Genomic DNA, 26,966 nt, shown 5'->3' with positions numbered 1-26,966 from the left:
CGATGCCTGTTGTCAGCAAGACCGTCGAGGTCACCGCGCCCGCCGCCACCATCATGGGGATCGTCGCCGACTTCGAGGCGTACCCGCAGTGGAATGAAGAGGTCACCGGCGCCTGGGTGCTCGCCCGCTACGACGACGGCCGGCCCAGTCAGCTCCGGCTGGACACGTCGGTCCAGGGCATGCAGGGCACCTACATCCAGGCCGTCTACTACCCGGGTGACAACCAGATCCAGACCGTGATGCAGCAGGGCAATCTGTTCTCCAAGCAGGAGCAGTTGTTCGCGGTCGTCGACATGGGTCCGGTCAGTCTGCTCACCGTCGACATGGATGTCGAGGTCTCGATGGCGGGGGTTCCCTCGATGATGGTGAAGAAGGTCGTCAACGACGCCCTGGAACATCTGGCCGGCAACCTCAAGACCCGCGCCGAGCAGCTGGCGCAAAACTAGGTCCACAGCCCCAGGTCGTCGAGCAGGCTGGTCAGCCGTCGCGCACCGTCGTCGAACTGGCTGCGGGTCAGCCGCACCACCTCGTCGACGTCGCGCTGCCGCAGCGCCACCACCAGCTGGCGGTGATTGGCCACCGCCTCCACTCCCCAGCTCGGATCCGAGGCGTAGATGTGCGGCGGCAGATAGCGCGCGGCGTTCAGCAGGAACCAGGCCAGCTTCATCCGGTTCGTGATGTGGTTGAACCTGCGGTGGAAGTTGAACTCGGCGTGCGCGATCGAGTCGATATCGCCGCCCTGCACCGCAGCGTCCAGGGCCTCGGTCAGCCGTTCCAGTTCGTCGATATCGGCATCGTTGACGCGCCGCGCGGCGGTCGCGGCGAGTTCGGCGGCGATGGTCCCCTGCAGCCAGAAGATGTCGGCGATATCGTCGCGGGTGAACGGTGACACCACATGTCCGCGGTGCGGTTCCAGCTGCACCAGGCCCTCCCCGCGCAGGGTGCGCAGCGCCTCCCGTACCGGGGTGATGCTGACGCCGAGCTGGGCCGCGGTCTCGTCGAGCCGGACGAACGTCCCGGGCGGCAGCGACCCGGACATGATCGCCGCCCGCAGGTGCCCGGCCACCTCATCGGAGAGTTGCTCGCGCCGGCGGGCCGGCCGGGGTGTCGCCGGTGCGTTCACTGTGGTGCCGTCCTCTCGGTGCTGCGGATGTCGTAGGGACGGGCTTGTTCGTCGGGCCGGTGTGGCTCTAGTGTGACCGGGACGACACAATGTTTGATCAAATATAAACGGTTGATCAAATATAAACCTCGCGCAAGCCCGGTTGCGCATCCCTGACGAAAGAGCTCCGCGTGACTGCCCAGAGCACCGACCAGCCCTACCTCGCCCGTCAGCAGAACTGGTCCAACCAGTTGACCCGGCACGCCCTGATGCAGCCCGAGAAGACGGCCCTGCGCTTCCTCGGCCACACCACCACCTGGGCCGAACTCGACCAACGGGTCACCAAGCTGGCCGGCGCGCTGCAACGGCGCGGCGTCGAGTTCGGCGACCGGGTGCTGATCCTGATGCTGAACCGCACCGAATTCATCGAGTCCTTCCTGGCCGCCAACCGGCTGGGTGCGATCGCGGTCCCGGTCAACTTCCGGATGACCCCGCCCGAGATTGCCTTCCTGGTCAGCGACTGCGCGGCCCGTGTGGTCATCACCGAAGCGGTGCTGGCGCCGGTGGCCACCGCGGTGCGCGACCTGGACTCGACCCTGACGACGGTGATCGTCGCCGGCGGGACCACCGAGGACGGTGTGCTCGGCTACGACGACCTGCTCGCCGAGCCGGGTCCGGCGCCCGCCCCGGTCGATATCCCGAACGACTCGCCGGCGTTGATCATGTACACCTCGGGCACCACCGGCCGGCCCAAGGGCGCGGTGCTCACCCACACCAACATCACCGGGCAGGCGCTCACCTTCCTGTTCACCAACGGCGCCGACCTGAACCATGACGTGGGTTTCATCGGCGTCCCGCTGTTCCACATCGCCGGCATCGGCAACATGATCCCGGGCCTGCTCTTGGGGCGCCCGACCGTGCTCTACCCGCTCGGAGCGTTCGATCCGGGAGCACTGCTCGACGTGCTGGAGGCCGAGAAGGTGACCGGTATCTTCCTGGTGCCCGCGCAGTGGCAGGCGGTCTGTGCCGCCCAGCGCGCCCAGCCGCGCACGTTGGTGCTGCGCGTCTTGTCCTGGGGTGCGGCCCCGGCATCGGATACGTTGCTGAAGGACATGGCCCAGACGTTCCCCGGTGCCAGCATCCTCGCCGCATTCGGGCAGACGGAGATGTCTCCGGTGACCTGTATGTTGTTGGGCGAGGATGCAATTCGCAAACTCGGCTCCGTGGGCCGGGTGATCCCGACGGTGTCGGCCCGCATCGTCGACGAGAACATGAACGACGTTCCGGTCGGTCAGGTCGGTGAGATCGTCTACCGTGCACCCACCCTGATGGCGGGCTACTGGAACAACCCCAAAGCCACCGCCGAGTCGTTCGCGGGCGGCTGGTTCCACTCCGGCGATCTTGTTCGCCAGGACGACGAGGGCTACATCTGGGTTGTCGATCGTAAGAAGGACATGATCATCTCCGGTGGGGAGAACATCTACTGCGCGGAGGTCGAGAACGTTCTGGCCGCTCACCCGGCAATTGCCGAGGTCGCGGTGATCGGGCGACCACACCAGAAATGGGGCGAGGTTCCGGTCGCTGTTGTAGCTTTGTCCGCAGCGGGCCTCACGCTCGCCGAACTCGACGATTTCCTCACCGAGAGGTTAGCCAGATACAAGCACCCCAAGGCGCTGGAGATCGTCGACGCACTGCCCCGAAATCCGTCGGGCAAGGTTCTCAAAACGGAACTGCGCTCGGCCTTCGGTGCGGAGAGTTCCATTGACGCCGACGAAAGTTCCACTGCGGCAAGGGTTTCTGAAACGGCTTCGGAGAGGTAACCGGACGGGACGGCTTTGCTAACAGTTGCGGTGTGAATAAAGCCGATGTGCGACACCGCCGGTATCGGATCGGGTACAGTCCTGTGGTCTGTCTTACTACCGACCAGTAGGTAGACCGGCATCACAGGCCAACGGACGCGGGGTTCCGAGTAAGTGAAGGAGGGGGCGTGCGACAGGTGATGCCGCCACGCTGTGAACTCGGTTCCGAGGTGTGCCGGTGACGGCGGGCAACGGTCTGGTCGACTACGTCAAGGAACAGCTCGACAAACCGCTGACCATGGTCGGCGGCTTCTTCAAGATGAGCGTCTTGACGGGGAAGGCGCTGCTCACCAGGCCCTTCCAGTTCAAGGAATTCGTGCTGCAGAGCTGGTTCCTGATCCGGGTCGCCTTCCTGCCGACGCTGGCGGTGTCCATCCCGCTGACCGTGCTCATCATCTTCACGCTCAACATCCTGCTGGCCGAGTTCGGTGCCGCAGACGTCTCCGGTGCCGGCGCCGCGCTCGGCGCCGTCACCCAGCTCGGGCCGCTGGTCACGGTGCTCGTGGTCGCCGGCGCGGGATCCACGGCCATCTGCGCCGACCTCGGGGCCCGCACCGTCCGCGAAGAGATCGACGCGATGGAGGTGCTCGGCATCGATCCCATCGAACGCCTCGTGGCACCCCGCGTCGTCGCCGCGACCTTCGTGGCCTTCCTGCTCAACGGCGCGGTGATCACCATCGGCCTCGTGGGCGGCTACTTCTTCGGTGTCTACATCCAGAACGTCAACGCCGGCGCCTACGTCTCCACGCTGACGCTGCTCACCGGTTTCCCCGAGGTGATGATCTCGGTCATCAAGGCCACCCTGTTCGGGCTCATCGCCGGGCTGGTCGGCTGCTACCGGGGCCTGACCGTCGCCGGTGGATCGAAGGGGGTCGGGACCGCGGTGAACGAAACCCTGGTGCTCTGCGTGGTCGCGCTGTTCGCGGTGAACGTGGTGCTGACCACCATCGGCGTCCGCTTCGGAACGGGAGGCTGACGTGAGCACAGCTGCAGTCCTGCGGACCCGCTTCCCCCGCGCGTTCGACCGCACCCGCGGCTTCGCCGGCGGGCCCGCCCGATTCCTCGACAGCATCGGCCATGTCGCCTGGTTCGTGGTGCAGGCGGTCGGTTCACTTCCGCACGCGTTCAAGAACTACCGCCGCGAGGCGCTGCGCCTGGTCGCCGAGATCGGCATGGGCACCGGCGCGATGGCCGTCATCGGCGGCACCGTGGCCATCATCGGCTTCGTCACCCTCTCGGCGGGCTCCCTGATCGCCATCCAGGGCTTCGCCTCCCTGGGCAATATCGGTGTCGAGGCCTTCACCGGATTCTTCGCCGCCCTGGCCAACATCCGGGTGGTCGCGCCCGTGGTCACCGGCCAGGCGATGGCCGCCACCGTCGGCGCCGGTGCGACCGCCGAACTCGGCGCCATGCGCATCAGCGAAGAGATCGACGCGCTGGAAGTGATGGGCATCAAGTCGATCTCGTACCTGGTGTCCACCCGCCTGATGGCCGGGGCCATCGTCATCGTCCCGCTCTACGCGATGGCGATCCTGCTGTCCTTCCTGTCCGCTCAGCTGGTCACCACGGTGTTCTATTCACAGTCGGTCGGTACCTACGAGCACTACTTCCACACGTTCCTCCGCGTCGACGACGTCATGTGGTCGTTCCTGGAGGTCATCATCATGTCGATCATCATCATGTTGAACCACTGCTACTTCGGCTACTTCGCCAGCGGCGGCGCGGTGGGCGTGGGCGAGGCGGTGGGCCGCTCGATGCGGACCTCGCTGATCGCCATCGTGTTGGTGGTGCTGTTGGCCTCGTTGGCGCTGTACGGCACCGACCCGAACTTCAACCTCACGGTGTAACGCCATGACGACTTCGCAGGCACCTCTGAACAAACCCAAGACCCCGCCCTACAAGCTGGCCGGTCTGGTGCTGTTGCTGATCAGTGCGCTCATCCTGAGCCTGACCTGGCTGCAGTTCCGCGGCTTCTTCGAGAAGCGGGTCCAGTTGACGGTGATGGCCGAACGTGCCGGTCTGGCAATGGACCCGGGTTCCAAGGTCACCTTCAACGGCGTCCCGATCGGGCGCCTCACCGAGGCCGGTGTGGTCACGGTCGGTGAGGTTCCCAAAGCCAAGCTCACCCTCGACGTCGACCCGAAGTATCTGTCGCTCATCCCGTCCAACGTGGAGGCCGAACTGCGGGCCACCACGGTGTTCGGCAACAAGTACATCTCCTTCCTGTCCCCGGACAACCCGGCGGCCACCCGGCTGGCGAGCGGGGCCACCATCGAGGCCTCCGGCACCACCACCGAGTTCAACACCCTGTTCGAGACGATCATGAAGATCGCCGAACAGATCGACCCGGTGAAGCTGAACCAGACCCTGACCGCCGCCGCCCAGGCCCTCGACGGGCTCGGCGACAAGTTCGGTCAGTCGATCGTGGACGGCAATGACATTCTCGGCGAACTGAATCCGCGGATGCCGCAGATCCGCCGCGACATCGCCGGCCTGGCCGACCTGGGCGAGGTGTACTCCGAGGCGGCACCGGATCTGTTCGACGGACTGAGCAACGCGGTCACCACCGCTCAGGCGCTCAACGACGAGCAGGGCAATATCGACGCGGCGCTGATGGCGGCCGTGGGCTTCGGCAACACCGGCGCCGACATCTTCGAGCGGGGCGGGCCGTACCTGGTGCGCGGTGCGCAAGACCTGCTGCCCACCTCGAAGCTGCTGGACTATTACAGCCCCGAGTTGCTCTGCACCATCCGCAACTACCACGATGTGGCCCCGAAGCTCGCGGCATCGCTGGGCGGTAACGGCTACTCGCTGGTGATGCGCTCCTCGGTGCTGGGCGCCGGCAACCCGTATGTCTTCCCGGACAACCTGCCTCGCGTCAACGCCAGTGGCGGTCCGGGCGGGCGGCCCGGCTGCTGGCAGCCGATCACCAGGGATCTGTGGCCGATGCCGTATCTGGTGATGGACACCGGCGCGAGCATCGCGCCGTACAACCACTTCGAACTCGGCCAGCCGATCATGAACGAGTACGTCTGGGGACGCCAAGTGGGGGAGTACACGATCAACCCATGAGCGACTATGGAGCGAATCGACAAACGGCATGCGGGGCCCGAGCCTGCGAGGTGCCCGCATGAGTATCAAGGGAACGATTTTCAAGCTCGGTGCGATATCCGCGGTGCTGCTCACCTTCACCGCGGTCATCTTCGTGGTCTTCGCGCAGCTGCGCTTCGACCGCACCACCGGCTATTCGGCGATTTTCGAGAACGCCAGCGGCCTGCGTGCCGGACAGTTCGTGCGCGCCTACGGCGTCGAGGTCGGCAAGGTCGAGGACGTCGTCCTCATCGACGGCGGCAACCAGGTCCGGGTCGACTTCGCGGTGGAACGCAATCTCCAGTTGTTCCAGGAGACCACCGCCGCGATCCGCTACCTGGATCTGATCGGTAACCGCTACGTGGAACTGCGCCGCGGCGACAGCGACGCGGTGCTGCCCGGCGGCAGCACCATTCCGGTGGAACGCACCGAACCCGCGCTCGACCTCGACGCGCTGGTCGGCGGATTCCGCCCGCTGTTCAAATCCCTTGACGCGGACAAGGTCAACAACATCGCGACCTCGATCATCACGATCTTCCAAGGCCAGGGCGGGACGATCAACAACATCCTGGACCAGACGGCCGAGCTCACGTCCGCGCTGGCCGATCGCGACCAGGCGATCGGTGAGGTCATCACCAACCTCAATACGGTCCTGGACACCACGGTCAAGCACCAGAAGCAGTTCGATGACACGTTGAAGAATTTCGAGACGCTGATCACCGGTCTGAAGGACCGCGCCGACCCGATCGGCGCCTCGGTTGCCGACATCAGCAATGCCGCCGGGTCGCTGTCGGATCTGCTGGCCGACAACCGGCCACTGCTGCGGGACACGTTCGGGTACCTGGAGACCATCCAGCAGCCGCTGATCGATCAGCTCGATCAGGTCAACGACATCGTCGCGAAGATCCCGGCATCGTTGCGGGTCATCGGACGCGCCGGTGGCATCTACGGTGACTTCTTCAACTTCTACGCCTGCGATCTGTCGCTGCGGCTCAACGGCCTCCAGCCGGGAGGCCCGACCCGCGTCGTCAAGGTGACCACCCAGCCGACGGGGAGGTGCACACCGCAATGAGGACAATCCAGGGTTCGGACCGCATCCGTAAGGGTGTGATGGGCGTGGTGACGGTGGCACTGGTCATCGGTGTCGGTTCCAGCATCACCAGCGTGCCGATGCTGTTCGCGGTGCCGACCTACTACGCACAGTTCAATGACACCGGAGGTCTGAGCGTCTCCGACAAGGTGCGCATCGCCGGCGTCGACGTCGGCACCGTGCAGAGCATGGAGATCAAGGGCGACAAGGTCGAGATCGGCTACACCCTCGGCGGTCGCCAGATCGGCACCGAGAGCCGTGCGGCGATCCGCACCGATACCGTGCTGGGCCGCAAGAACATCGAGGTCGAGCCGCGCGGTGACACGCTGCTGAAACCGCGTGGCTTCCTGCCGGTGGAACAGACCCAGACGCCTTATCAGATCTACGACGCGTTCCTGGACGTCACCGAGGCGGCGTCCGGTTGGGACACCCAGGCCATCAAGCAGTCGCTGAATGTGTTGTCCGAGACCGTCGATCAGACCTACCCGCACCTGCAAGGCGCGTTGGAGGGTGTGCAGCGGTTCTCCGACACACTCGGTCAGCGCGACGAGGATCTCAAGCAGCTGCTGGCCAACGCCAACAAGATCGCCACCGTGCTCGGTGACCGCAGCGGTCAGGTGAACGCGCTGCTGGTCAACGCGCAGACCCTGCTCGCCGCGGTGAACGAGCGCAGTCAGGCCGTCAACCTGCTGTTGGAGCGCATTTCCGGGGTGTCCGAGCAGGTCTCCGGGTTGATCAACGACAATCCGAACCTCAACAAGGTGCTCACGCAGCTCAACACCGTCAGTGACACCCTGGTGGAGCGCAAGCAGGACCTCGCCGACACCCTGAGCATCGCAGGCAAATTCGTCACCTCGCTGGCCGAGGCACTGGCCTCGGGCCCGTACTTCAAGGTGATGCTGGTCAACCTGCTGCCCCCCACATTGCTGCAACCCTTCGTCGATGCCGCATTCAAGAAGCGCGGCATCAACCCGGAGGAGTTCTGGCGCAACGCCGGCCTGCCCGCCTTCCAGTTCCCGGATCCCAACGGCACCCGTTTCGAGAACGGCGCGCCGCCGCCGGCACCGCGGGTGCTCGAAGGCACCCCGGAGTTCCCGGGCCCGGCCGTGCCCAAGGGGTCGCCGTGTTCCTACACGCCGCCGGCCGACGGCCTGCCGCGTCCCGGAAACCCGCTGCCCTGTGCGGATCTCACCGTCGGCCCGTTCGGCGACAACCCGTACGGCCCGAACTATCAGGGCCCCGTCGGAGTCCAGACCTCCGATCCGAACGCGCACGGCCTCGGCCCGACACCGGGTATCCCGAGCGCCGGTATCCCCGGCCAGTTGCCGCCCAACGTGCCGGGTACCCCGGTGCCGCTGGTGCCCGGTCCGCCGGGGGCACGCACCGTGCCGGTCGGTCCGCCCGGGGTTCCGGCCCCGCCGGGACCCATTCCGAGTCGCGCGCCGCTGCCGCCGCCGCTGCCGGGACCGCCGCCGCCGGCCGGTCCGGGCCAGCAGCTCTCGCCGGTGGGCACCGAGCCGCTACCCGGTAACCCGCCGTTCCTTCCGCCCGGATCTCAGGGATAGGGCCGAGTAGATGTCGACGATCTTCAACATCCGCAACATCCAGTTGCCGCGCTTCTCGAAGGCGGCCGTCATCATGGGCGCCATCGTGTTGGCCGTCGCCGTGGGCGCCGCCGCCGTGGGCTGGACCGTCTACAAGAAGCTGACCACCACCACGGTCACCGCCTACTTCCCGCAGGCGCTGGCGCTGTACCCGGGCGACAAGGTGCTCATCATGGGCGTCAGGGTCGGCTCGATCGACTCGATCGAACCCGAGGGCGACCGGATGAAGGTCGTCCTGCACTGGGACAGCAAGTACAAGGTGCCCGAAAACGCCAGCGCCTCCATCCTCAACCCGTCGCTGGTGGCGTCGCGGGTCATCCAGCTGTCCCCGCCTTACACCGGCGGGCCGGCGATGCAGGACGGTGCGGTCATCGACGAGGACCGCACCCAGGTCCCGATCGAGTACGACGAGGTGCGCGATCAGGTGACCCGGCTGCTGGCCGATCTCGGGCCGACACCGGAGCAGCCGAAGGGCCCGTTCGGTGACATCGTCGAATCGTTCGCCGACGGTTTCGAAGGCAAGGGCGAACAGTTCAACAAGACCCTCAAGGGTCTGTCGGACGCGGTGAGCGCGCTCAACGAGGGCCGCGGTGACTTCGTCGGGATCGTCAAGAGCCTGGCCGTCTTCGTCAACGCCCTGCACAAGAGTGACCAGCAGTTCGTGGCGCTCAACAATGATCTGGCGCAGTTCACCAATTCGTTCACCAACACCGACCGTGAGGTCGCCACCGCGCTGGACGATCTGAACTCGGTGCTGGCCACCACCCGGAAGTTCCTCGACGAGAACGGCACACCGCTCACCAACGACGTCAACAACCTGGCGGAGGTGACGAACGCGATTCTGCAGCCCGAACCCCGGGACGGCCTGGAGACCGGTCTGCACGCCTATCCCAACCTGGTCGCCAACGTCGTCAACGTGGTGGCGCCCAACCAGGGCGGCATCGTCAGCCTGCCCGTGCTGCCCGGCGTCACCAACTTCTCCAACCCGCTGAACTTCATCTGCAGCTCGATCCAGGCCGGCAGCCGGCTCGGCTACCAGGAGTCCGCGGAGTTGTGCGCGCAGTACCTGGCGCCGGTGATGGATGCGATGAAGTTCAACTACATCCCGTTCGGGGCGAACCTGGCCGCCGGTGCGATGACGCTGCCCAAGCAGATCGCGTACTCCGAGCCGCGGCTGCGTCCGCCCCCGGGCTACAAGGACACCACCGTGCCGGGCATCTTCTCCCGCGACACCCTGTTCTCGCACGGCAACCACGAGCCGGGCTGGATCGTCGCGCCCGGTATGCAGGGCGTCGAGGTGCAGCCGTTCACCGCGAACATGCTGACTCCGGATTCGTTGGCTGCGTTGCTCGGTGGGCCCGATATCGTGCCGCCGCCGGCACCGCCGGCCTTCGGTGTGCCGCCGGGCGGCAACCTGCCCGGCCCGCCGAACGCGTACAGCGAGAACACCCCGCTGCCGCCGCCGTGGTACCCGCAGCCCGGGCCGCCGCCCATCCCGGCGCCCGGTGTGATCCCCGGTGATCCGCCGCCGGCCGCGGCGGTGGCCGTGCCCGCAGCACCCGCTGCGCCGGCTCCGCCCGGGCCTCCGCTGCCCGCAGAGGCAGGTGGCGCGTGATGAGCCGTAACTGGAGACGACTCGGCATCCGCACGGTCGCGCTCGCCGCGGCCGGGCTGATGCTCAGTGGCTGTGGGCAGTGGCGCGGTATCGCCAACGTGCCGTTGCCGGGTGGGCCGGGCACGCAGTCCGGGCACTCGACGATCTACATCCAGATGCCGGAGACGTTGGCGCTCAACGCCAACAGCCGGGTCCGGGTGGCCGATGTGTTCGTCGGCCGGGTGCGCAAGATCGAGCTGAAGAACTGGGTGCCGCTGCTGACGGTGGACCTGGAGCCCGGTGTCGAGCTGCCGCAGAACGCGGTGGCCCGCATCGGCCAGACCTCACTGCTGGGTTCACAGCACGTCGAACTGGACCAGCCCGAGGATGAGGCCCCGTCGCCGGAGCCGCTGCGCAACGGGGACACCATCCCGCTGGCGCGTTCGTCGGCGTTCCCGACCATCGAGCGGACGCTGGCCAGCGTCTCGGGCATCCTCACCGGCGGTGGTATCCCGAACATCGAGGTGATCCAGAATGAGGTCAACGCGATCCTGACGGGGCGCTCCGGTGAGATCCGGGAGTTCCTGAATCGGCTCGACACCTTCACCTTCGAGCTGAACGAGCAGCGCCAGGACATCACCCGGGCCATCGATTCGACCGACCGGCTGCTTGCCATCGTCGCCGACCGTAACGAGACGCTGGACCGGGTGCTCACCGAGTTCCCGCCGCTGATCCAGCATTTCGCGGAGACCCGGGATCTGTTCGCCGATGCGGTGACCGCACTGGGCCGGCTGAGCGCGACCGCCGACGAGACGTTGAGCAACACCAACGCCAACCTGAACACCAACCTGAAGAACCTGCAGCGCCCGCTGCGGGAGCTGGCGAAGGCCTCGCCGTACCTGGTCGGTGCGCTGAAGCTGCTGCTGACGGTGCCGTTCAACATCGAGAACATCCCGAAAGCGATCCGCGGTGACTACATCAACGTGTCGGTCACCATCGACCTCACCCTGAGTGCCATCGACAACGGTTTCCTCTCGGGCACCGGTATCTCGGGCATGCTGCGGGCACTGGAACAGGCCTGGGGCCGGGATCCGGCGACGATGATCCCGGACGTGCGGTTCACGCCGAACCCGAACAACGCGCCCGGCGGTCCGCTGATCGAAAGGTCGGAGTAGAGCATGCTGCTGACCCGAATGATCAAGACCCAGTTGCTCATCTTCGTCGCGTTGACGGTGGTGGCACTGGTGGTGCTGTCGCTGGGCTACCTACGGCTGCCGGCCTACGCCGGCATCGGTATGTACCGCCTGTACGCGAATCTGCCCAACTCGGCCGGGCTGTACGAGACGGCCAACGTCACCTTCCGCGGTACCACCGTCGGCAAGGTCACCTCGGTGGAGCCCACCGAACAGGGTGCCCGGGTGACGATGAACATCGAGGACAGCACCAGGGTGCCCGTCGACACGGTCGCCAATGTGCACTCGGTGTCGGCGGTCGGTGAACAGTTCCTCGATCTGGTCTCCACCGAGAACACCGGGCAGTACTTCAACGACGGCGACACCATCACCAAGGGCCGGGTGCCCGCGGAGGTCGGTCCGGCACTCGACTCGGCCCAGCGTGGCCTGGCGGCGCTGCCGGCGGAGAAGATCAGTGTCCTGCTCGACGAGACGGCGAAGGCGGTCGGCGGTCTCGGGCCGTCACTGCAACGCCTTGTCGACGGCACCCAGGCGCTGGCCGGTGACTTCCGGGAGAATCTGTCATCGGTGACCGATATCGTCGAGAACTCCGGGCCGATCATCGACTCACAGGTGAACTCCGGTGACGCCATCTCACGGTGGGCGGCCAACCTGAACACCATCACCGCCCAGACCGCCGAGAAGGACGCGGCGCTGCGCAGCGGGCTGCAGCAGGCCGCACCCACGGCCGATCAGCTCAACGCCGTGTTCAGCGATGTGCAGGAATCGCTGCCGCAGACGCTGGCCAATCTCGAAGTCGTCATCGACATGCTCAAGCGCTACAACAAGAACGTCGAGCAGGTGCTGGTGGTGCTGCCCCAGGGCGCGGCGATCGCGCAAACGTCCACGATCTTCGCGCCGGAGGGACTGATTCACCTGGCCCTCGGAATCAACAGCCCGCCGCCCTGCCTGACCGGCTTCCTGCCGGCCTCGCAGTGGCGCTCACCGGCGGACACCTCCACCGACCCGTTGCCGGAGGGCCTGTACTGCAAGATCCCCAAGGACGCGCCCAACGCGGTCCGCGGTGCGCGTAACTACCCGTGCGCCGATGTGCCGGGCAAGCGGGCGGCCACCCCGCGGGAGTGCCGAAGCGAGGAACCGTACGTGCCGCTGGGCACCAACCCCTGGTACGGCGACCCGAACCAGATCGTCGACTGCCCCGCCGCGGGTGCGCGCTGCACCCAGCCGGTCAACCCCGGTCAGGTGATTCCGGCGCCGTCGATCAACAACGGGATGAACCCGCTGCCGGCCAGCCAGCTCCCACCGCCGGAGTCGACGCTGCCGACCAGCGACCCGTTGACCCCACCTGGCCAGGGCACGGTCACCTGCAGTGGACAGCAACCCAACCCGTGCATCTACACTCCGGCAGCAGGTCCATCGGCGGTCTACAGCCCGTCCAGCGGTGAGGTGGTCGGACCCGATGGGGTCAAGTACTCCGTCACCAACTCGAGTAACCCAGGAGATAGCGGATGGAAGGAGATGCTGGCACCAGCCGGCTGAACCCCACCGACAACCAGAACGACACCGCTGCCGACGAGGCGGCGGAGGCATCGCCCGTGGACGCCCCGGCGGAGTCCGCAGAACCGAAAATCATCGAGGAGCCGAATCACGGGCGCTTCGGTCAGGGTTGGCTCGTCAGTATCTGCCTGGTGCTCTTCCTGGCGGCCGGGACGCTGGCCGCGGGCGGGTATCTGCTGTCCCGCTCGAACGCCCAGAGCGATCAGATCGCCCGCGACGATGCGGTGGCGCTGCAGGCGGCCAAGGATTGTGTGACGGCAACCCAGGCACCCGACACTGCGTCGATGGGTGCCGCCCAGGCCAAGATCGTCGATTGCGCGACGGGGGATTTCGGAGCCCAGGCGGTGTTCTACAGCTCGATGATGATGGAGGCCTACCAGGCCGCCAATGTCCGGGTCGAGGTGGCCGATCTGCGTGCCGCCGTCGAACGCCACCACGATGACGGCTCCGTCGACGTGCTCGTGGCGGTGCGCACCAAGGTGACGAACTCCGAGACCGCCGACCAGGAACAGGGCTACCGGTTGCGGGTCACCATGCAACGCGCCGACGGCACCTACAAGATCGCCAACCTCGTCCAGGTCACCACGTGACGGCCGTGCTCGAGGAGACCGAGACCACCGAAGCGGTCGCGCCGGCGGTACCCGCGTCCTGGGGTGCCCGCGCCGGCGCGTTCGGGATTGACGTGCTCTTCGGTGCGGCGCTGATCGTGACGCTGGCGCTGCTGGCCTGGACCGCACCGCTGATGGGCTGGCTGTGGTGGGTCTATGTCGGGGTGGCCGTCCTGGTCGGCCTGGCGATGATGGTCAATCGCTGGGTGCTGCCGTCCCGGACCGGCTGGACCGTGGGCCGTGCCGTGACCGGCATCCGGGTGGTGCGGAGCAGCGACGGCGCGCCCGCGGGCACCGGGCGGCTGCTGATCCGCGATATCGCTCACCTGCTGGACACCGCGGCCGTGTTCCTGGGCTGGCTGTGGCCGCTGTGGGACCGGCGGCACCGGACCCTCGCCGACCTGTTGCTGCGCACCGAGGTGCACCGGGTCGGTGAACCGACTCGTGACCCGCGCCGCCCGGTGGCGATCGGGCTGGTGGTCGCCACGCTGCTGTGTGCGGCCGCGACCGCCGCCGGCTATCTGGTGGTGTACCGCCAGGAACGCGCCCTGGACGCCGCGCGCAACGAGATCGCCGCCCAGGGCGCCCGCATTGTGGAACAGGTGCTGAGCTACGCCCCGGACACCGCCAAGGACGATTTCGCCCGCGCACAGTCGCTGGCCAGTGACATCTACCGGCCGCAGTTACTCGAGCAGCAGGAGGCGCTGCAGAAGGCCCCGCTGGTGTCCAACGAGTACTGGGCGGTCAACAGCGTGGTGCTGGAGCAGCCCGCCCCGACCACCACCACCGCATCCATGTTGTTGGCGATGCAGGGGCAGCGCGGCAGCGACCCGAACGCCATGCGGTTCATCACCGCCACGGTGCGCGCGGACTTCGTGAAGAACGGCGATCAGTGGCAGGTGCAGAATCTGTCCGTGCTGACCAAGCCGTATGCGGGGGGCGGCCGATGAGCCCGCGCCGCGTCGTCGACTCGCAGGCACCCGAGTACTTCCACGCGCCGGTCGACCCGCCCACCCGCTGGGGCCTGCCGCTGGTCGCCGGGATCTGCGCGCTGCTGACCGCGGTGACGCTGGGCCTGGCCACGTTCATGACGGTCGTGCACGAGGCCGACCGGCGAACCCAGGTGCGCGATGCCGACGCGTTGGGCTATGTGCGCGCCTTCATGCGGGCGTACACGACGCTGGATCCCTTCAACGCCAACGATTACGCCGACCGGATCCTGGCACAGGGCACCGGGGAGTTCGAGAAGACGTTCACCGAGAAGCAGAACGAGATCGTGCTGCAGGTGGCCCGCAATGAGCCCACCAACGGCGAAGTGCTGGAGGCGGGTGTGCAACGGTGGAATGACGACGGCAGCGCCGACGTGCTGGTCGCCACCAAGATGACCACCACCACCCCGGACGGCAAGCAGACCATCGAGACCGGAAGTCGTTGGGTGGCAACGGCGATCAAGGAGGGACAGCAGTGGAAGATCAGCCGGCTGATTCAGGTGATCTGACCACCGGGGCCGATACCGAGGCCACCGCCGACGTCGAGGCCGCGTCCGATGTGGCGTCCGCCGGGGCCTCCGTTGGGGCGTCGGACGGGATGCCCGAGGACGCATCCGACCAGGCACCCGATGAGGCGGCGGCGCCTGCCGAGCCCGTCCTGGTGCCGCATCGTCCGCCGGGCCGCGGGGCGAAGATGGCGGCCCTCGCCGGTGCCGCGCTGTTCGTCGTCGCTGCCGCCTTCGCCGGGGCCAACGCGGCGCCGTATCTGACCGACCGGGCCCTGGTCCAGGTGAAGCTGGATATCGCGGGTACCGCCGCCGATGCCATCACCACACTGTGGACCTACACACCCGAGGACATGGAGACGTTGCCCGATCGGGCCGCCAAATTCCTCGGCGGCGACTTCCAGGCCGAGTACCGCAAGTACATCGACGCGATCGCCGCGCCCAACAAGCAGGCCCAGGTGTCCAACAACACCCAGGTGCTCGGCGCCGCGGTGGAATCGTTGGACGCCGACAGCGCGTCGGCGATCGTGTACACCAACTCGGTGGCGACCAGTCCGGTCACCAAGAACATCCCGTCGCTGCGCTACCTGTCCTACCGGCTCAACATGGAGAAGCGCGGCACCGATTGGCTCATCACCCAGATGAACGCCATCACCTCATTGGATCTGACGCCCAGGCTGTAACGGCTACCGGCCGCGCGTCCATGAAATCGCCCGTCTCGCAACAGTTCACCGTCGCAGCGCTGCTGCTCCTCACATTTGCCACCGGGCTGGTCGACGCGGTCAGCGTGCTGGTGCTCGGGCACGTGTTCGTCGCGAACATGACCGGCAACGTGATCTTTCTCGGTTTCTGGTTCGTGCCGCATTCGGGGGTGGACCTGTTGGCCGCGGTGGTCGCGTTCGTCAGCTTCATCACCGGGGCGGTGATCGGCGGTCGACTGGTACGCCACCTCGGACCCGCGGAGCGCCGCTGGGTCACCGTGGCCTTGTCGGTGGAGGTGCTGCTGCTGACGGTGCTCGCGGCGCTGGCCGGCAGTGGCGTGCTGCGATACCACGATGACACCAAGCTGATCCTGATCGCCGGGCTCGCCGTGGCCTTCGGGATCCAGAATGCAACCGCCCGCCAATTCGGGATCCAGGAACTGAGCACCACCGTGCTGACCCAGACCATCGTCGGCATCGGATTCGACAGCAGGCTTGCCGGCGGCAGCGGGCAGCGCGAGAAGCTGCGCTACACAGTGGTGTTGACGATGTGCGCGGGTGCGGTGCTCGGCGCGACCTTGACTCTGCACGTGGTGGCCCCGGTGATCGGCCTGGCCGCCGCCGTGGTGGCGACGGCCGCGCTGATCTTCCTCTTCGCGCCGGCGGAACCCGGCAGCGGATAGGCTGATCGCATGCCTTCAGTCCTGGTCACCGGGGCCGGCCGAGGTATCGGCCGCACCATCGCGGAACAACTGGCGGCCCACGGCTGGGACGTCATCGCCGGCGTGCGCAGCGATGCCGACGGCGCGGCCCTGACAGCGGTTGATCCGCAGCGTATTTCGGCGGTGATTCTCGATGTCACCGATGACGGGGACATCTCCGCACTCGACGATGCGCTGCCCTACCGGCTGGATGCGGTGGTGAACAACGCCGGCATCGTGATGGCCGGACCGATGGAAACCCTGACCACTCAGCAGTGGCGCACCCAGCTGGAGGTGAACGTGATCGGGCAATTCGCCGTGACCCGAGCCGTGTTGCCCCGGCTACGAGCCGCCCACGGCAGGGTGGTGTTCATCTCGAGCGTGAACGGGCGCATGTCCACACCGCTGATCGGCGCCTATGCGGCGTCGAAGTTCGCGCTGGAGGCCGCCGCGGATGCTCTCCGAATGGAGCTGAGCCCGTGGCGGATACCGGTGGTGTTGATCGAGCCCGCACAGACCGACACCGACATGTGGCGAACGGCGGGCAGCATGGTCGATGATGTCGACGCCGCACTCACGCCCGCCGAGCGGGATCTCTACGGCAGGCATGTGAGCGGAATGCGCAAGGCCGTGCCGATCTCGCAAAGGTTGGCGGTGGCACCGGAAAAGGTATCCGACGTGGTGCGGGCGGCACTGACCGCGAAACGTCCGCGCGCCCGCTACGTTGTCGGGGCCGGGCCGCGCCTGCAGATCGCGTTGATGACGAACCTGCCTGTGCGCGTGAGGGACCGGGTGCTGCGAGCCGTCATGCGCCAGCCCTGACCTAGCCATTCGGCGATTACCGACCAAACGCCCCAGCCCCGCGATCTTGAATGTTAAGTTTCGGCAGGGAACTGCACGGGGCAGGCGGGGGAGGCGTGGGGCTGATGGCTGGAAAACACCGGAACGTGGCGGAGCACACCAGGAGGCTGGCTGTCGTCACGGCGGCGACGGCGACCGCGACAGCGCTGACCGTCGGTGCGGCAGCGCCGACCCCGTTGCCTCGCCCGGAGCAGCACTACCTGCGGGTGGTCGAGCAGCCGGTCGACCTGAGCGCCTCGGTCAGCCCGTTCGGTCCACCCGGCACCCTGCCCGATGTCACCGCGGGCTCGGGGCAGACCGCGTACAACACCTTCCAGGAATTCATTGCCGCCTACGAGCGGGCGCTGGCCGGCGTCAACCTGGCCGGCGGTTTCGGCCTGAACATCGAGAACCTGCTCAGTCAGATACCGACGGCGTTTCTCGACGACATACTGGGTGCCATCCCGATCGATCTGGGGTCGGTGCTCACACCGATCCTGGGCGGGTTGGTCACCCCGCTGCTGATCAACATCCTCGACCTGCTGAACATCACGGATGCCCAGGGCAACATCACCTTGTCGGCGGTGCTGGGGCTGGTCGGACTTGACCTGTCGGATCCGCTGAACCTGGCCGGCCTGGACATCCCCGGTGTCAACATCATCACCCCGGGTGAGCCGTTCCTGCTGCTCAAGATGCTGGCCGGGCTCGACCTGGGGTGGACGCCCGGCACAGCCAATGCCGTGGCCGACGCCATCAACCAGACCCCCTACCTGGAGGTCGGCGTCGAGAACCTGTTGGACGCGGTGCTCGATCTGGCAGGTGACGCGGTCGGGAACATCCCGCTGCTCGGCCCGCTGATCTCCGCGGTGCTGCAGGGTGTCGAGGACATCAATCTGCCGGACCTCAACGTCATCGATGTCCGCATCCCGATCGTGATCGGGTACGGGTTCGGCGCGATGGCGGCCGGTTCGGCGTACCAGCAGGCGCTCGCCGACCTCGGCAACCAGCCTCGGGTCGGTGCCAACGGCGGGGGTCCACTCGGCAGCCTGACCTTGCTGCCGATGATCCTGGCCAACAATGTCGGCCGGGCCAACGGTGGCATGCTTGCCCGGTTCTACCCGCTGTTCGATCTGCTCGGTATCGACATGATCACCCCAGATGTGAAGGCCACCAACGCCGGCACCGGAATCCCGGTGCTGGGCACCGGAATCGAGCTCGGTGCGGCGAACCTCGTCCCGATCAAGGTCGATGCGACCGTCCAGTACCAGCCGTATTCGGATTTCGCGGCCTGGCCCAATCCGTTCACGTTGTTCAACAACCTGCTGGCCGGCACCATCGGGGCGTCCTACATTCTGCGCGGCGTGGAATTGGACAGTGCGCTGGACCAGATCCTCGAGGAGGTCGGGGAAACCGTCAGCGGAGCACTCGATCTCGGCAGCCCGCTGGATGTCAACGTCTACCTGACCCTGGCCACCAAGACGCTGCCACTGCTGGAACCGCTGTACCTGGCCGGTGATCTGCTGAACATGGTGAGCTTCGGAACGCTGGGCACCCTGCCCATCCGGCTGGCCAATGCTCTGGCGCCCGCCCTCACCAGTCTGGTCAACCTCGGCTACACCGATGTGGTGCGCAACCCGGACGGTACCTACACCCGCACCCTGGACGATCCGGACACGGCCACGCCGTTCATGTCCTTCCCGGACGTCAACTGGGGGCGCGCCCTCAACGACGTCATGACCTCACTGGTGAACGGATTCCACAAGGAGTTCATCAGCGGCAAGCCGACCGCGGCGCCGCCCAACGTCCTGGAGAACCTGGGCAAGCTGATCCAAACCCTCACCAAGGGACTGAATCTCGGGGGACTCACCGCGGGTCTGCAGGCCGGATTGGACAACCTGGCGGCCGGCCTCACCGGCCAGTCGAGTCGGCAGGCACCCAATGCGGCGCGCACCCTCGCGGCCGCGGCGGGCGATCTGCCGGACCCCGACGCCAAGCTGGTCACGCTGTCGGTGGATCCTGAGGGTGACGTCCCGACCGGCAAGCACGCCGCCAACCCGAGCGCAGCGATCCCCGAGGACTCCGGGCTGGCGCCCAAGCACGCGGCGCCGGACACCGAAGAGGCCGAGCAGACCTCGGAGGCAGCCGCCGACGACGAAGCTCCCACTGCCGCAGAGCCTGACGCAGAGCCTGCCGCAGAGCCTGCCGTGGAGACCCCCGCGGAGACCCCGGCCGAGACTGCACCCGAGGGCGAGGACGAGGCCCCGGCGGTGAAGAAGCCCACGGTCAAGAAGAACCCCTTGATGAACGTGGTGCGTGACATCACGAATGCACTCACGCCCAAGAAGAAGCCGGCGCCCACCACATCGGGCGCCGCCGACGCCGAGGCCGACGCGACGAAGTCCGAGACCTCGGAGGCCAAGAAGCCGGACACTGAGAAGAAGTCCGAGACCAAGAAGTCCGAGACCAAGAAGTCCGACACCAAGAAGGCAGACAAAGCGGCGGCCTAGTCACCCCGCGGCAAGCGGCGGCCTAGTTTTCACCCTGCGGCGTAGGGGCGCGATCCGTGGTGGCGGGTCCGGCGGGGTGTTGTGCCGCCGGACCCGCTGTGCGGGCGGTTTTCTCTGTCCAGTTGTCAAGGTGCGGTGCAGGTGTGGTTATGCGGCGGTGGGTAGGTAGGTCATGGTGCGTCGGGCGTGTGATCGCAGATGCTCGGGTTCGGGTGTGCCCGGGGCATGGGGTGGGATGAACCAGGGGTGGCGGTCGGGGCCGAGGTAGACCTGCCAGCCGCCGTGGTGGATGGCGGTGTGGTGCAGCCGGCAGAGCAGGACGCCGTTGTCGAGGCTGGTGGTGCCGCCGTGTTCCCAGGGGGTGATGTGGTGGGCGTCGCACCAGGACACCGGTCGCCCGCAGCCGGGGTGTGCGCAGCCGCCGTCGCGGACCGCTAGGCCTTTGCGGATCGCGGGGGTGAAGAGTCGTTCGCTGCGCCCGACATCCAGGGGTGCGCCCGAGTGGTCGACGGTCACCGCGGTCAGGGTGCTGTCGCAGACGATCAGCTCGGCGGTCGAGGTGGTGATGGGCCCGCCGAACCCGAGGCAGTCCACACCGGCTGTGGTGGGGCGGATGAGGGTGACGTGCGGGAGGACCCCACCGCTCGTCGGGCGCCCCGAGCTGGATAGGTAGGTGCGCAGTATCTGCCCGAAGGCGTCGGCGCGGCGCCGCCCGGCTGGGCGGGGGTCCGGGGATCCGTCGGGCAGCGGGACGGGTCGGCATAGCGGGTCGAGGGCGGCGAGCAGTTCTTCGCCGGTGAGGATGTCGAGGTCCAGGGTGGCCGCCACCCGCCCGTCACCGGTTTGCGCCACGTTCATGTCGTTGAGGTCGGTGTTCTCCGCCACCGGCACCGTGTTGTCGACCGGTTGGGTCGTGGCTTTGGCGATGGCGATCCCGCGGGCCTTCTTGTCCACCCCCGACGGGGTGCTCTGAACCATCAGGGTGGTGATCACTGCGGCGCGCTCGTCATCGGCCAACGCCACCCGGGATTCGATGTGGCTGACGCCCTTGCCGACGGCGTCGGCGAATTCGATCCCGATCCCACCGAGTCGCTGAGCCCGGGTGAGCGCCGGCAGAGCGGCCGCGGCCCGCCCCACCCGGGCCGCTCGATAGGCCGCACCCGGGGCCACGCCTAGGGCGGTGAGCAGATCGGCCCCCGTGCGTAGGTGCCGCCGGGCGGGCATCCCGGCCCGTTCCGCGGCCGCGACCGCCGAAGCGATGACATGATCGGCCAGATTGCGCAGGGTGACCGCGGCGGCCAGCACCGCCACCACCGCCTGATCGTCAACACCGCGGCGGGGAGCGTCCAGCAGATGGAACAGGGTGCGATCCCCCTCCCGCGCGGCGGCAGGGGTGAGGTCATCGATCAACGCATCAACAAACGTATCGAGATGGGTGGCGTCCACAGTGGATACCGGCTTTCACAGAGGTGCACACGGGCAGGCAACAACAGTCCGAATGGGCAACACGGCTCGGAAAGCCCCAGGGCCGCCGAACCTCTCTCTGTAGCGACATCCGTCGCGGTCAACTGCTCCACGGGTGCATACCGGAAGCTCTATGTTTCGAACGTATGTTCGATACAACGCCGCCAAACCGTGCCGCGCAAGGGGTTATGTATCAGGAGATCGGTGACAGTTCTGCACCGAAGCTGCGGGGGTGGCAGTCGGCGAACCCGTCGATCCTGATGACCAGCTGATATAGATCGAGTTAGTCCTTCTCAAATGCCTCCGGAGGTGTCAGGAAGGGATCTGTAACTGATTCCTTTTCGGGGTCCGTGTGTTGACGCACGCGGACCTCCTGACACACCCCGGAGGTGTTGTTGTGTCTGTGCATGTAGCGCCAGTCACGTCGTCCACGATCGTCGTTGCCGTCGATGTCGGCAAGACCTCAGCTGTGCTTTCGGTGACCGACGCGGCTCGCCATCGGCTGCTCGCGCCGTCGGAATTCGCGATGACCGGATCGGGCCTGACCGCCGCGGCGGCTCGCGCGATGGCTGTCGCACCTGCCGCGGTGCAGGTCAAGGTGGGCGTGGAGGCGGCCGGCCACTATCACCGACCGGTGCTCGACCATCAATGGCCCGATGGGTGGGAAGTGTTGGAACTCAACCCCGCTCAGGTCGCTGAGCAGCGCCGCGTGCAGGGACGGCGCCGGATCAAGACCGATGTCATCGACCTGGAAGCGATCACCGAGCTGGTGCTGGCCGGCTACGGGCGTCCGGTCACCGATCGCGATGTCGTGATCGGTGAGATCAGCGCCTGGGCAGTGCATCGGAGCCGGCGGGTCGCCACGCGTACCGCGACGAAGAATCAGCTGCTCGGCCAGCTCGACCGGGCCTTTCCCGGGCTGACCCTGGCTCTGCCCGACGTGCTGGCCACCAAGATCGGCCGGCTGATGGCCGCCGAGTTCACCGACCCGGCACGCCTGGCCGGGCTCGGGGTCAACCGGTTGATCCGCTTCGCCGCGACCCGCGACCTGCAACTGCGCCGCCCCGTCGCCGAGCGCTTGGTCGCTGCGGCCCATGACGCCTTGCCGACCCGCGACGCCGTGATCGCGCGTCGGATACTGGCCGCCGATCTGGTGTTGCTGGGCGATCTTGACGACCAGATTCAGTCCGCGGAGACCGCGCTGGGATCACTGTTACCGCGCAGCCCATATGCAACGTTGACCTCGGTGCCAGGCTGGGCAGTGGTGCGGGCATCCAATTACGCTGCCGCTCTGGGTGATCCGAAACGCTGGCCGGGACCCCAGCAGATCTACCGTGCGTCGGGGTTGTCCCCCATGCAATACGAATCCGCCCACAAGCGCCGCGACGGCGGTATCAGCCGCGAAGGCAGCGTCGCACTGCGCCGCGCCCTGATCGACCTAGGCATCGGCCTGTGGCTCAACGAGCCGGCCGCCAAGAACTACGCCCAGGGGCTCAAAGATCGCGGCAAGCCCGGCGGCATCGTCGCCTGCGCGTTGGCCCATCGCGCCAACCGCATCGCCCATGCACTCGTCCGCGACCACGCCACCTACGAGGCAGCCCGCTGGGCCTAGACCCCGCACACTCAACGCGAAAGGACCGACCAGACCCTTCCACAACCCCGTCAGTAGTGCCACGCTAGAAGGACGGGACGAAGGGCCGGATCAGATGCCGTATCCGCTATGGCGGGCCCCCACCGGTCACGCCGACGCTAGCTTGGCACCCGGCCCTTCGCCTCCACGGCAGCCCGAACGACGCCAGATAACCCACACCGAGGTTGCATAAGTCAGCGTGGGCGCCAGGCACCCGCCCTCAACTCGGCAGCACCACCGACCACAGACATCACGCCCCGCCCCGGGCGTCGGCCCACTACGGCCTCCACACCCCTTGACTCGACCTACAGCCAGCTAGTTGAACGCGAGCCAGCTGGGCAGCGCGCGTTCCCGGGAGTCGCACAGCACCTGATAGGTATCGCACGACCCCTTGGGTACGCCCGCGCCCGCCCACATGCCGCCGGTATCGCGGCGCAGCACGATCGCCGACGAGCCGCCCCCGTCGAGCAGTAGTGCGGTGTCACTTCCCAAGCCGCGGAACAGATCCTGGATCTGATCGGGGGTGTAGCTGCCGCCCTGGAACACATACATCTCGTCGCGATCGCGCGCGTAGGCCAGTGCGGTACGGGCGGCCGAGGGGCCGGGATCGTTCATCTGGCCGGTATCGCCGGGGGCGAGCAATCCGAGACCGCTCACCGCGACAAACCGGGTGCCCTTGTTGATCAGATCGTTGATCACCGGGCCGGCGGCGTCGAAATCGTCACCGGAGCGCGGCATCACCATGAAGGGTGCCCCCGCGACCGGCAGGATCATCGTGGCCAGCGGGGTCCAGACTTCGTCACCTCCGGACAGGCCCTGTTTTCCGGCGTAGGCGACGGTGCCGGTGACCGGTACGTTGACGCGACCGAGTCCGCGGGTGTTGTCGACATAGGCGCCCAACGGTGAGCTGCACCCCGTGGTCTTCCACGATCCGCGCTGTTGGCCCCGGATGTCGAAGAAGTTGGCGTTGATGGCAATGGTGGGTTGCCCCAGCGCTTGCCACGCCGCGATCGGGGTGTAGAGCTCCGATGCTTGCACCAGACCGTCGCCGGTGCGGGCACCCGGCGTGCGTTCGCACCGGGACTGATAGCCGTTGTGGGTATCGGCGAGCAATCGGGGTGCCAGTCGTTGGGAGGCGCTCTTGATGATCATCAGGTGGCCGCCGCCACCGCTCTCGTACCAGGTGCCCGCGGCGTTGAGCAGCGGGGTCGGGTTGCCGCCGCCGAAGTTGTACACCAGATAGGACCCGCGGGTGTTGGCGATCGCGGTGGCCAGCAACGCTCGCCCGTCGGCGGCGGCGGCGATCGGCGCGCCAGTGCCCGTCGCCAGCGCCGCGGTGACCGCGAGGGTGGCGATTCCGGAGGCGATCCCCCGGAAGCGGGCGGCAACCATCGGCACGGCGATCCCTTCGGCATGGTGTGGGCGGACGACTCAGATTAATCACACCAGCAACACTGTCAACTTTCGTCACAACTGCATCTCGGTTGCGCATCGGTCATGCGCTTGAAGATCACCGGGATCGGGTAATCGGGCAGGACCACTGCGTTAGTTGAGGAGCAATCATGATCGGAACCATCGTCAGCGCCCTGTTCGTCGGTCTGATCGTCGGCGTGTTGGCGCGCATGATCCTGCCCGGCAAACAAGGCATCGGCATCGTGATGACCATTCTGCTGGGCGCACTCGGATCGGTGCTGGGAAGTTGGGTGACCTACCAACTCGGGTACGCGAACGCCAACGGGGGCTTCGCCATCATCCCGTTCCTGGTGGGCGTCGGAGTGGCCGTCATCCTGATCGGTCTCTATGCCGCTGTCACCGGGCGGAAGGGCACCCCGGTCGCCTGACCCGGCTAACCCGGCGGCGCGAGCCGATACACCGCATCGGCATAGTCGTCGGTGATGTACACCGCACCGTCGGGGCCGGGCACGGCGGCAACCGGTCTGCCCCAACGACTTCCGTCGGGCGCCTGGAAGCCCCCCACGAGGGTCTGCTGGTCACCCAGAGTGCCGTCCTGCCAAGGGAAAAACGACACCTCGGGTTCCTGCGGGTGCTGTCTGTTCCAGGACCCGTGCACACCGATCAGCGCGCCGCTGGCGTAGGGCGCCGGTAGCTGCCCGTTCGTGAAGCTCATGCCGAGCGGTGCGGAGTGTGCCCCGAGACTCTGTTCGATGCGGGGTAACGCAGCGCAGTCCATCGCCTCGCCGTCGGGGTTGGTCTGGACATCGCGGATCAGGGCGAGATCGGCAGGGCCACCGTCGGGATTGCAATAGGGCCAGCCCAATTCGCGACCGGGAGTGAGCCGGGCGACCGACTCGGGTGGGTGATCGTCGACGTAGGCGGGATCGACGGTGCCGGTGGCCGGGTCCGCGACGTTGTCGCGATTGTTCACCGCTGTCCACACCGCACCATCGGGTGCGATGGCCAGGCCGGTGCCATTGCGGACACCGGTGGCGAACGGCTGCATCGCACCGCCTCCGGCGGGTACCCGCATGATGGTGGCGCGTGGCGGCGTGGCGGTGCGATCCTCGACAGAGATGTTGCCGGTGGAGCCGATCGAGAAATAGACATCACCCTCGGTGTCGACGGCGACGCTCTTCAATGCGTGCGAGTAGGCGCCCCGCAGGTCGGGGCTGCGGGCATCGGGTAGGCCGTCAACGATGGTGCGGCGATCGGTGGCGGAGCCGTCGCGGTAGGTGTAGACGTCCACGCGGTCGCTCTCGGCGATGTAGAGGGAGTCGCCGGCGAAGCTGAGCCCGTGCGGTTGGTTGAGACCGGCCAGCAGTACCTCGACCTGCCCTGTGCGCAGCGAAAGTACCTGTCCCGCACTGGGGACCGACACCAGCATCGCGCCGTCGGGCGCCCACGCGGCCAGCCGCGGCTTGGAGGTCCTGGCCCACACCGACAGCGTCCAGCCCGCCGGGACCAGCGCCCGGCGGGGCACGTCGAACGGTGCCTGAGCCAGACCGTCGGGCACGGACACCGTGACCTCGGCGAGGCCGGTGGCGGCGGGCGCTCCAGGGCTCGGGGAGCTGACCGTGCCGCTGGGCGGCGGCCCGGCCGGGGTGCCCGCCGCACAGCCGACCAGCATCGCGGCGAAGGCCAGGCCGCCGACGATCTTGTGACTATCGGCCCAGGCCGGCATGCATCTCCCACAGCAGGATCTCGGACGGTTCGGTCGCGGTGACCCGCTGCCCGCCGGTCGCGGTCAGCCGCGCCGCATCGCCCTCAAGGAGTTCGCCCGCGCCTTCCAGACTCACCGCGCCGCGGGGCACGAACAGGTGTAGATAGGGCGCCTGCGGCAGTTGCACCGACTCACCGGCCTGCAGCCGCGCGCCGTGCAGGGCGGCGTATTTGTTGCCGATGGTGATGGCCGACTGGTCCCGATGCTCGGGCATACCGGATGCGATGGTGATCAGGCCGCCCCGCAGCAGTTCGTCGTCGATCTCGAGCTGTTGGTAGCCGGGGTCGCGGCCGGACTCGTCCGGGACCACCCACATCTGCACGAAATGTACTGGTTCGCTGTGCGTTTCGCCGCCGGTCAGGGTCCAGGAGTCGTTCTTCTCCGAGTGCAGGATGCCGCGGCCGGCCGACATGCGCTGGGCCAGGCCCGGATAGATGACGCCGTTGTTTCCGGTGGAGTCCTGGTGGACCAGGGAGCCCTGCATCACCCAGGTCACGATCTCCATATCGCGGTGCGGGTGGGTTTCGAAGCCGCTTCCCGGCGCCACCCGGTCGTCGTTGTTGACCAGCAGCAGGCCGTGATGGGTGTTGTCCGGTTCGTAGTGGCCGCCGAACGAGAAGGAATGCTTGGAATCGAGCCAGGAGATCCTGGTCGCCGGGCGGTCGGCCGCGGGCCGGATGTCCACGGATGCGCTTCGGGTCATCGATGCTCCTCGAGATCAGGGCCCAGCCTAGGCGCGGGCGATGGACAGCA

General features: G+C 67.2%; 24 protein-coding genes. 19 read left to right on the top strand and 5 right to left on the bottom strand.

Annotated elements, in window-relative coordinates; all coding sequences use genetic code 11:
- The first annotated feature begins 2 nt into the window (after positions 1 to 2).
- Entirely contained in the window at positions 3 to 446 is a 444-nt protein-coding gene (locus A7U43_RS01610) for an SRPBCC family protein (RefSeq protein ID WP_067990411.1), read from the top strand.
- Here A7U43_RS01610 and A7U43_RS01605 read toward each other — a convergent pair.
- On the bottom strand, positions 443 to 1,123 hold the full coding sequence (locus tag A7U43_RS01605) for a GntR family transcriptional regulator (RefSeq protein WP_067990409.1): 681 nt from the start codon (positions 1,121 to 1,123) through the stop codon (positions 443 to 445). The genes A7U43_RS01610 and A7U43_RS01605 overlap by 4 nt on opposite strands.
- Positions 1,124 to 1,293: 170 nt before the next feature.
- Here A7U43_RS01605 and fadD5 point away from each other — a divergent pair, with 170 nt between their 5' ends.
- The 16 genes from fadD5 (at position 1,294) to A7U43_RS01525 (ending at position 19,941) form a co-directional block, all read left to right on the top strand.
- Complete coding sequence (gene fadD5, locus A7U43_RS01600) at positions 1,294 to 2,922, top strand: fatty-acid--CoA ligase FadD5 (protein WP_156525810.1); 1,629 nt, start codon at positions 1,294 to 1,296, stop codon at positions 2,920 to 2,922.
- A gap of 277 nt (positions 2,923 to 3,199) precedes the next feature.
- Positions 3,200 to 3,937: an MlaE family ABC transporter permease gene (locus A7U43_RS01595; RefSeq protein WP_197500015.1), complete on the top strand. Its 738-nt coding sequence runs from the start codon at positions 3,200 to 3,202 to the stop codon at positions 3,935 to 3,937.
- 1 nt (position 3,938) lies between these two features.
- Positions 3,939 to 4,808, top strand: coding sequence for an ABC transporter permease (locus A7U43_RS01590; protein ID WP_067990402.1), 870 nt, complete (start codon positions 3,939 to 3,941; stop codon positions 4,806 to 4,808).
- Positions 4,809 to 4,812: 4 nt separating this feature from the next.
- On the top strand, positions 4,813 to 6,033 hold the full coding sequence (locus A7U43_RS01585) for an MCE family protein (RefSeq protein WP_067990399.1): 1,221 nt from the start codon (positions 4,813 to 4,815) through the stop codon (positions 6,031 to 6,033).
- Positions 6,034 to 6,091: 58 nt separating this feature from the next.
- The gene (locus A7U43_RS01580; RefSeq protein ID WP_067990396.1) at positions 6,092 to 7,123 is read left to right on the top strand and encodes an MCE family protein; all 1,032 of its coding nucleotides are present in this window, start codon (positions 6,092 to 6,094) and stop codon (positions 7,121 to 7,123) included.
- Positions 7,120 to 8,706: a virulence factor Mce family protein gene (locus A7U43_RS01575; RefSeq protein ID WP_067990393.1), complete on the top strand. Its 1,587-nt coding sequence runs from the start codon at positions 7,120 to 7,122 to the stop codon at positions 8,704 to 8,706. Before A7U43_RS01580 ends, A7U43_RS01575 begins: the two co-directional genes overlap by 4 nt.
- Positions 8,707 to 8,716: 10 nt before the next feature.
- Positions 8,717 to 10,360, top strand: a complete 1,644-nt coding sequence (locus A7U43_RS01570; protein ID WP_067990390.1) for a virulence factor Mce family protein — start codon at positions 8,717 to 8,719, stop codon at positions 10,358 to 10,360.
- On the top strand, positions 10,360 to 11,514 hold the full coding sequence (locus tag A7U43_RS01565) for a virulence factor Mce family protein (RefSeq protein WP_067990388.1): 1,155 nt from the start codon (positions 10,360 to 10,362) through the stop codon (positions 11,512 to 11,514). The genes A7U43_RS01570 and A7U43_RS01565 overlap by 1 nt, the downstream gene beginning before the upstream one ends.
- 6 nt (positions 11,515 to 11,520) lie before the next feature.
- Positions 11,521 to 13,071: an MCE family protein gene (locus A7U43_RS01560; RefSeq protein WP_068001698.1), complete on the top strand. Its 1,551-nt coding sequence runs from the start codon at positions 11,521 to 11,523 to the stop codon at positions 13,069 to 13,071.
- Entirely contained in the window at positions 13,041 to 13,679 is a 639-nt protein-coding gene (locus tag A7U43_RS01555) for a hypothetical protein (RefSeq protein WP_067990385.1), read from the top strand. The genes A7U43_RS01560 and A7U43_RS01555 overlap by 31 nt, the downstream gene beginning before the upstream one ends.
- Positions 13,676 to 14,647 carry an RDD family protein gene (locus A7U43_RS01550; RefSeq protein WP_067990382.1) on the top strand — a complete coding sequence of 324 codons (972 nt, stop codon included), beginning with the start codon at positions 13,676 to 13,678 and terminating at the stop codon, positions 14,645 to 14,647. The genes A7U43_RS01555 and A7U43_RS01550 overlap by 4 nt, the downstream gene beginning before the upstream one ends.
- Entirely contained in the window at positions 14,644 to 15,195 is a 552-nt protein-coding gene (locus A7U43_RS01545; RefSeq protein ID WP_067990379.1) for a mammalian cell entry protein, read from the top strand. Before A7U43_RS01550 ends, A7U43_RS01545 begins: the two co-directional genes overlap by 4 nt.
- Positions 15,162 to 15,875, top strand: coding sequence for a mammalian cell entry protein (locus A7U43_RS01540; RefSeq protein ID WP_067990375.1), 714 nt, complete (start codon positions 15,162 to 15,164; stop codon positions 15,873 to 15,875). The genes A7U43_RS01545 and A7U43_RS01540 overlap by 34 nt, the downstream gene beginning before the upstream one ends.
- Before the next feature lie 20 nt (positions 15,876 to 15,895).
- Positions 15,896 to 16,576 (top strand): YoaK family protein, encoded by a 681-nt coding sequence (locus A7U43_RS01535; protein ID WP_067990373.1) that lies wholly within the window; start codon positions 15,896 to 15,898, stop codon positions 16,574 to 16,576.
- A 9-nt stretch (positions 16,577 to 16,585) separates the two neighbouring features.
- Positions 16,586 to 17,416, top strand: coding sequence for an SDR family NAD(P)-dependent oxidoreductase (locus A7U43_RS01530; protein WP_067990370.1), 831 nt, complete (start codon positions 16,586 to 16,588; stop codon positions 17,414 to 17,416).
- A gap of 125 nt (positions 17,417 to 17,541) precedes the next feature.
- The gene (locus A7U43_RS01525; protein ID WP_067990367.1) at positions 17,542 to 19,941 is read left to right on the top strand and encodes a hypothetical protein; all 2,400 of its coding nucleotides are present in this window, start codon (positions 17,542 to 17,544) and stop codon (positions 19,939 to 19,941) included.
- A gap of 147 nt (positions 19,942 to 20,088) precedes the next feature.
- On the opposite strand, the gene A7U43_RS01520 is transcribed toward A7U43_RS01525, so the two are convergent.
- Positions 20,089 to 21,387, bottom strand: a complete 1,299-nt coding sequence (locus A7U43_RS01520; RefSeq protein ID WP_067990364.1) for an HNH endonuclease signature motif containing protein — start codon at positions 21,385 to 21,387, stop codon at positions 20,089 to 20,091.
- A gap of 415 nt (positions 21,388 to 21,802) precedes the next feature.
- Between A7U43_RS01520 and A7U43_RS01515 the strand changes: the two genes are divergently transcribed.
- The gene (locus tag A7U43_RS01515) at positions 21,803 to 23,017 is read left to right on the top strand and encodes an IS110 family RNA-guided transposase (RefSeq protein WP_067990361.1); all 1,215 of its coding nucleotides are present in this window, start codon (positions 21,803 to 21,805) and stop codon (positions 23,015 to 23,017) included.
- Positions 23,018 to 23,350: 333 nt separating this feature from the next.
- On the opposite strand, the gene A7U43_RS01510 is transcribed toward A7U43_RS01515, so the two are convergent.
- On the bottom strand, positions 23,351 to 24,427 hold the full coding sequence (locus tag A7U43_RS01510; RefSeq protein ID WP_067990357.1) for a phosphodiester glycosidase family protein: 1,077 nt from the start codon (positions 24,425 to 24,427) through the stop codon (positions 23,351 to 23,353).
- 170 nt (positions 24,428 to 24,597) lie between these two features.
- Here A7U43_RS01510 and A7U43_RS01505 point away from each other — a divergent pair, with 170 nt between their 5' ends.
- On the top strand, positions 24,598 to 24,876 hold the full coding sequence (locus tag A7U43_RS01505) for a GlsB/YeaQ/YmgE family stress response membrane protein (RefSeq protein ID WP_067990354.1): 279 nt from the start codon (positions 24,598 to 24,600) through the stop codon (positions 24,874 to 24,876).
- A 5-nt stretch (positions 24,877 to 24,881) separates the two neighbouring features.
- Here the strand turns inward: A7U43_RS01505 and A7U43_RS01500 are convergent, their stop codons facing one another.
- Together A7U43_RS01500 and A7U43_RS01495 are read right to left on the bottom strand one after the other, a co-directional pair.
- On the bottom strand, positions 24,882 to 26,174 hold the full coding sequence (locus tag A7U43_RS01500) for a PQQ-dependent sugar dehydrogenase family protein (RefSeq protein ID WP_197499941.1): 1,293 nt from the start codon (positions 26,172 to 26,174) through the stop codon (positions 24,882 to 24,884).
- Positions 26,155 to 26,916, bottom strand: a complete 762-nt coding sequence (locus tag A7U43_RS01495; protein WP_067990349.1) for a pirin family protein — start codon at positions 26,914 to 26,916, stop codon at positions 26,155 to 26,157. The genes A7U43_RS01500 and A7U43_RS01495 overlap by 20 nt, the downstream gene beginning before the upstream one ends.
- Positions 26,917 to 26,966: the final 50 nt, after the last annotated feature.

Source organism: Mycobacterium adipatum (assembly GCF_001644575.1).
Taxonomy (GTDB): domain Bacteria; phylum Actinomycetota; class Actinomycetes; order Mycobacteriales; family Mycobacteriaceae; genus Mycobacterium; species Mycobacterium adipatum.
The sequence above is the reverse complement of the archived record's forward strand: the minus strand, read 5'-3'. Positions and strand labels throughout refer to the sequence as shown.